A 5,782-nucleotide genomic window follows, 5' to 3' on the forward strand; every position below is an offset into this window, starting at 1 on the left:
GCGGCGGCGGCGCGTCGCTGGCCATCGGGCTTCCAGTCCGATGACCGGCGCCCCGCCGTCGCTTCTTTTATGGCCTCTTACTTCCCGTCTGGCGGACGGAGCGCAGCGGCCTACGGTGACCGTAGCGGACCCAGGATGCGCATGGGATGAGGCGCGCCGAACAGATCCACAGGGTGTGGATGACCTGCGTGGCGCGGCAGCTGGTGGGGTGCGCCTACGTCTGGTGTGGTGGATCATGAGGCGACCCTACTGAACGTGATGTCAAGGGAACTGTCCGCCGAGATCACCGTTTCCTGGCACCGTAGGCCGACTGATGCTGCTGGCCGCAGCGTGCGGGCGTCTGGCTCGTGCGGCTGGCTAAGGGGCGGCCGAAGCGCGCCCTTGACGGCCAGGCCGGCCAGGATGCGCACATTGTCGGCGGGAGCGGACCGACGGGAGCGCCACTGGGAGCATGTGACCAGTCCGGGTGCGAGCATGGTGAGGCGCCCGTACAGTTGCTGGATCTGTTCCGCCGACCGCAGGTAACAAGGCAGTTCGGCATGGGGGGCTGTGGCGTCCAGGTGGGAGCGGACGCGGTTGTCGAGCCCGTCGCCGGTCAGATTGATGAGAGCCAGTGCACTGCCATCGGGCAGGGCGCTCATGTAGGCGTCGAGTAGCTCAGCAACCTCGTTGGTGCCCAGGTCAGCATCACGGCATCCGATATAGGTCAGGCTGTCGGCGGCCACGACTGCGACAGGGTGACGGAGATCGAAGTGTTTCCCCGCCTCATAGAGGACCTGGTCGGTCTCGGTGAGGCGGGCTTGGCGGAAGATGATGCGGCCACCGTCGGTCAAGAGCGCCCGGGCATGGGCGGCGACGACCGGGTCGGCGTCGATGTACAGGACTCGGGCGCCGGGTGTGGTGGTCTGCGCGATCTCATGTACCTGCTGGTGCGGAGCAGGAGCTGGTAGCCCTGGGCCGAGGACCAGGAACTGGTAGATGCCTGCTCCGCAGAGTCGTTTGACCATTCGGGTGAGCGCTTGGCGGCTCTCGATGAGGGCGCGCCCGAACTCGTTGGCCGATTCGTGGTTGAGAGTGTTGAGGAGTTCCCGGTCAACTTGGGTGCCGTCCTTGCCGCCCAGAGCCGCATCGCGGATGCCGCGGACCGTGGGACCGACAGTTCGCAAAGTCGTGCTCGATGGCCGCGGGGTAGGCAGGGCCAGGGAAGGATCGTCGTCGGCGATCTGGTCGCGGAGGCGCGCCAGGTGGGGCCCGGGGGTGGTCCCGAAGTGGGCTGCGAAGAAGCGCTTGGCGTCCCAGTATGCGGCTAGGGCTTCCGCTTTTCGCCCGGCATGATAAAGGACCTGCATCCGCCGCTGGAGCAGGTAGCTGTTGATGGGCTGATGGGCGAGCATGAGGTCCTGGATGTCATCGGCGAGCCCGATCGAGCGGTCGCCAGCGTCCATGCGCGCGTCCACGAAGCTGTCACTGGCACACCGCAGGTCTCTGAGGAGGTGCTCGCGGTTCTCCCGCATGGCGAAGGTGTCGGGCAGGTCGGGAAGCAGGTCGGATCGTTCGCCGGTGCGCCACAGGTTGAGGCCTTCGCGGTACAGCCGGATCGCGGTGGGGAGATCGCCTTTGGCGTGCGCACGCTGGGCGAGCTTGAGGGCGGTTCTGAAGCTGTGGGCGTCGACGATGTCTGCGACGTCGTTCCGCAGACGGTAGGTGTCGGGCTTGCCCTCGTTGCGGTCGGTGATCAACCAGCCTTTGGGGATCTCTCTGCGGGTGGTGTTGATCAGCGTGGTGAGAGCTGAGGTCTTGTCCTGCTCGGTGTCCCAGAGCAGGCGCTTGATTTGCGCGGCGGACAAGGACACTCGGTAGAGGGAAAGTGTGGAGAACAGTTCTCGGCTGCGCTGCCGGCGACGTCGTCCTGCGAAGGGGACGAGGTGTCCGTGGTCATCTATGACCGTGAGATCCCCAAGGATCTTGATCTGCATGTTCGGCCTCTCGGGAGCTCCCTGATCCGGTCCGGGTGGTTGATGGCGGATCTCGTATGGCGCTTTCAGAGGTGTGGCTGAGGAGGTGGTCTCTGGTTGGGACGCGTGCGGGGATGCTGGAGAGCCGTCCACCGCTCAAGCAGGGTGGGCTTGTTGCAAGAGCCGGTTGTCACAGTGGAGGCGCGGCGGCATCTGTGCTTGCTAGGCATCTGGCCGCCGGCGCTTTCCGCCAGTCGCCCGCCCACGGCCCGGCTTTGCGTTCACCCGCTGTCGGTCCTTTCGTCTCTCCGGAAAGTTCTGGCTCCGGTTCCATCGGCTAGCTCTCACGGTGGCAACGAGAACGGGGTGCAGCAGAGGATCGGCCCGATGGTTCTCTCCCGCTACGTCGCGTGAGGACACGACAACGGTAGCCCGGTCCACAGGGGGTCTCTCTCTGCTCGCTCACCAGTCGCTCACCAGTCGCTCACCGGTGGATCTCCAGCTGATCACTGCACGTGCATCGGCGCGCGCACCTCTGCGTTTCTGCATGTAGACGCCTTGTTGGGGGTGCAAGAAGTTGGCCGGATCCGGCCATAAGGGTCTGATAACAATCGGTCTGTCTCGCAGAAAAATAGGACCGAAAGGGGCTGGGCGCGCCTCCACTCACCGGCTACGGTCGATCTCCTGGCGACACCGAGGGGGGAGATGGCGTGCAAGTCACGGTGCTCAACGGCATTCACGTTCAGGAGGGTTCAGGGGCCCGCAGTCTCCAGCCGTTGGTCAGTGCCGTGCTCCTGGCGCTCGTCGTCGAGGGGGATGCGGGTCCAGTGCCGGCCGATCGGCTGATGAACTTGGTGTGGGGGGACGGTGCAGACAAGCGCCTGCTCCACCAGGCGATGTACAAGCTCCGTGGCGCCCTAGGTTCTGAGCGGATCGGTGGAGATCGCGCCACCGACACCTATCAGTTCACTCCGCAGCCGGGAGACCGCGTCGACCTGTGGAGCTGGCGCGAGCTTGTGGAGACTTGTGCCCAGCGCTCGGCCAGCGATCCGCATGCTGCGGTGCTGCTGTGGGAGCGGACGCTGCACCGTTGGCCTGACAGTGGGCTGCGCGGTCTACCTGCCACCTCCGAGATGAAGGCGCTAATCAGCAACCTGCATGCCGAACGTTTGAGCGCTGTCGAGCAGCAGGCCGAAGTGCAATTGCAGCTCGGCCTGCATGCACGCGCCAGCACGTCCCTGCCACCCCTGGTCGCCCGCTGGTGGCGCCGGGAGCACCTACGGGGTCTGCTCATGACCGCCCTGTATAGGAGCCATCGGGGACCTGATGCGCTTTCGCTCTACACCGAGTACCGCGAGCGTCTTCAACGTGAGATCCGGGGGGAACCTGGCCGCGCTCTGCAGCGTCTGGCCCAGCAGATCAACGTTAACGATGCCGCGTTGTTGGAGGTCACTCCGCCCGACCTCCCGCCCGCCGACCGCGCGGTGATCGATTCGGGTGCCGACACCAGTGGCCTATCGGTCGCGCGGATGTGTGTCGCCATCCTGGATGATCGTCCCGCCGAGACCTATACCACTGCGCTGGACCGTGCCTCCTGCAGTGTCGTCAAGTCGATGCGGGGGTGGACGCAGTTGGAAGAAGAGAATCGGGATTTCGGCAACCGCCTGGTCCGGGCGGCCATCCTCAAGTACGACATCGTCCGCATTCTGGAGCTGGGCGCGCTTCCGCCCGCCTGGTACAGCGCGCACAAGACCGCCCACCTTGCCCGTCCCGACGCCTGCGTCGTGTATGCCAACCGTGATCCGGCGCTCGCTCAGCACTCGGCCGTCCAGCTTCGAGACGTGGAGAACGCTGAGTTCGTCCATGGCAGCGTCCTGGCCCCGGCGCGCATCCTGCAGAATCCAGCTGTGGCGGCGCTGCTTCAGTTGGACAAGCCGCTGGAGGAGAGAGAGCCGGTCATCATCATCGACCGGCATGAGCTGAACTCCACGAGTGGCGTCCATGATCTTCGGGCGGCCTATGGCCTCCTGTGCGACCAACTGACCCGGGGGTCTTTGTTTAGTGTGACGGGGCCTACACCCGAGGGGCTCGACCCAGGGGTGAGGGAGTATGTCAGGGAGATCTTTGGCGCTTACCCGACGCCGGACGTAGTGGAGTATCGGACTGGACAGCAGATGGTTGAGCTGGTCCCGGAGGGGTGGGAGGTGCTGCCGCCCAGCCCGAGTGATTCGTTCAGGTTCTGGCCGGAGCCGGGGCCCGCGGGCAGGCGAGGCCCGTGGCGGCAGAACAGCGTCGTGGCGATCAAACGTTGACCGCCACGTGAGACTCATGGGTGCTTTGCGTGAATTATTGACATATGATGCGGTTTCTGCTGATCTTTTTACGTAGCAGGGCAAGGATCGGTCTCGGTCCCGAAAGGACGACGAGGTGTCCCTCACCCCCCAGTCGGTAACCGCATGCCCGCATTTTCCCTTCGACCCGCCGGCCGAGCCGCTCAGTCTCTCCGCGACGCACATGCAGCTTCAGGCGCAAGGGCCGGTGTCTCGCGTTGCGCTACCACCCGGCCAGGCGGATGCCGAGGCATGGCTGGTCACCGGCTATGAAGAAGCCTTGCGCGTCTACCGGGACGCCGGCACATTCGAGCGGGGATCCGCCGACGGCATCTCACCGTTCATCAAGGCCGCTCCGATCATCATTACCCTGGACGGTGAGGAGCACCGGCGTATTCGTGGCCTAGTCAAGGCGGCGTTCACCCCGTCTAAGGTGCGGAAGCTTCGACCACAGATCGAGAACCTGGCCGCGGACCGGCTCAAGACGATGCTCGCCAAGGGAGAGCCAGCAGATCTTGCCGAGGACTTCGCCCTGCCCCTGACCCTCAGCGTCATTGGGCACCAGTTCGGCATCCCAGAAGCCGACTACGGGCGCTTCAGGGCGTGGAACGAAGACATCATCTCTGTCGACCCCGACGCTCACCGCACGGCCCCCGCAGCCACTAAAGCCATGGTGGGATACATGGTCGCGCTCATGCGGGAGCGCATGCAAGATCCAGGTGAAGACCTGGTATCAGTCGTGGCCCTCAATGCCCAGGCTGCCGGCGTCGATGAAGCCTCAGCAGGACTGCTGGCCGCAAGCGTCGTCACCGGTGGATGGGAGAGCACTGCAGGCGCCCTTATATGCGCCACGCACCGTCTGCTGACAACCGAGGGCTCTGACGGTGAATCGCTGTACTCTCAACTGGTCGCCGAACCTGCACTCATTCCAACCGCTGTAGAGGAGATGTTGCGCGTAGTCCCCAACGGGGTCCTCGGCACGACCCAGCCCCGGCGCGCAACCTGCGACACCGAACTCGGAGGAGTGCAGATCCGAACAGGCGACCTCGTCATCCCGTCGCCTGACGCGGCAGCCTACGACCCGGCGGCCTTCCCAGACCCGGCGAGAATCGATCTGGCCCGTACCCCCAATCCGCATCTGACATTCGGCAACGGCCCTCACATCTGCGTCGGCGCGCCACTGGGCCGTCTGGAACTCCAGGTCGCCTTCGAGCTCCTCACCCGGCGGCTGCCCACCTTGCGACCGGCGGTGCCGAACCACGAACTGGAGTGGCGCTGGGATGCTGGGTTCATTCGTCGACCTAGGACATATCCGATCGTCTGGAACTGAGCGGCTTCGGCTCGATCGAACCCGCTGTCCTTCCACCGTCGCCACCGCCAAGGCCAGACCTTCAGGTTGCCCCCGGGTGCCGGTAATCGGGGCGCTGGCCGGGCCCGGCACGCTGCTGCGCACCCCCGACCCGCTCGTGCCGGACCACCTGCACCTGCCGTCAGTCG

At 65.3% G+C, this 5,782-nt stretch carries 3 protein-coding genes; 2 read left to right on the forward strand and 1 reads right to left on the reverse strand.

Annotated elements, in window-relative coordinates; genetic code table 11:
- Positions 1-233: 233 nt before the first annotated feature.
- A complete protein-coding gene (locus AB0C84_RS45110) occupies positions 234-1,976 on the reverse strand; it encodes an SAM-dependent methyltransferase (RefSeq protein WP_361078864.1) in 1,743 nt (580 codons plus the stop codon).
- Positions 1,977-2,665: 689 nt separating this feature from the next.
- Here AB0C84_RS45110 and AB0C84_RS45115 point away from each other — a divergent pair.
- Both AB0C84_RS45115 and AB0C84_RS45120 read left to right on the forward strand, forming a co-directional pair.
- A complete protein-coding gene (locus AB0C84_RS45115) occupies positions 2,666-4,267 on the forward strand; it encodes a BTAD domain-containing putative transcriptional regulator (protein WP_361078867.1) in 1,602 nt (533 codons plus the stop codon).
- A 115-nt stretch (positions 4,268-4,382) separates the two neighbouring features.
- The gene (locus tag AB0C84_RS45120; RefSeq protein ID WP_361078870.1) at positions 4,383-5,615 is read left to right on the forward strand and encodes a cytochrome P450; all 1,233 of its coding nucleotides are present in this window, start codon (positions 4,383-4,385) and stop codon (positions 5,613-5,615) included.
- The last annotated feature ends 167 nt before the right edge of the window (positions 5,616-5,782 follow it).

Origin of the sequence: Actinomadura sp. NPDC048955 (assembly GCF_040649435.1) — a bacterium.
Taxonomy (GTDB): Bacteria; Actinomycetota; Actinomycetes; order Streptosporangiales; family Streptosporangiaceae; genus Spirillospora; species Spirillospora luteofluorescens.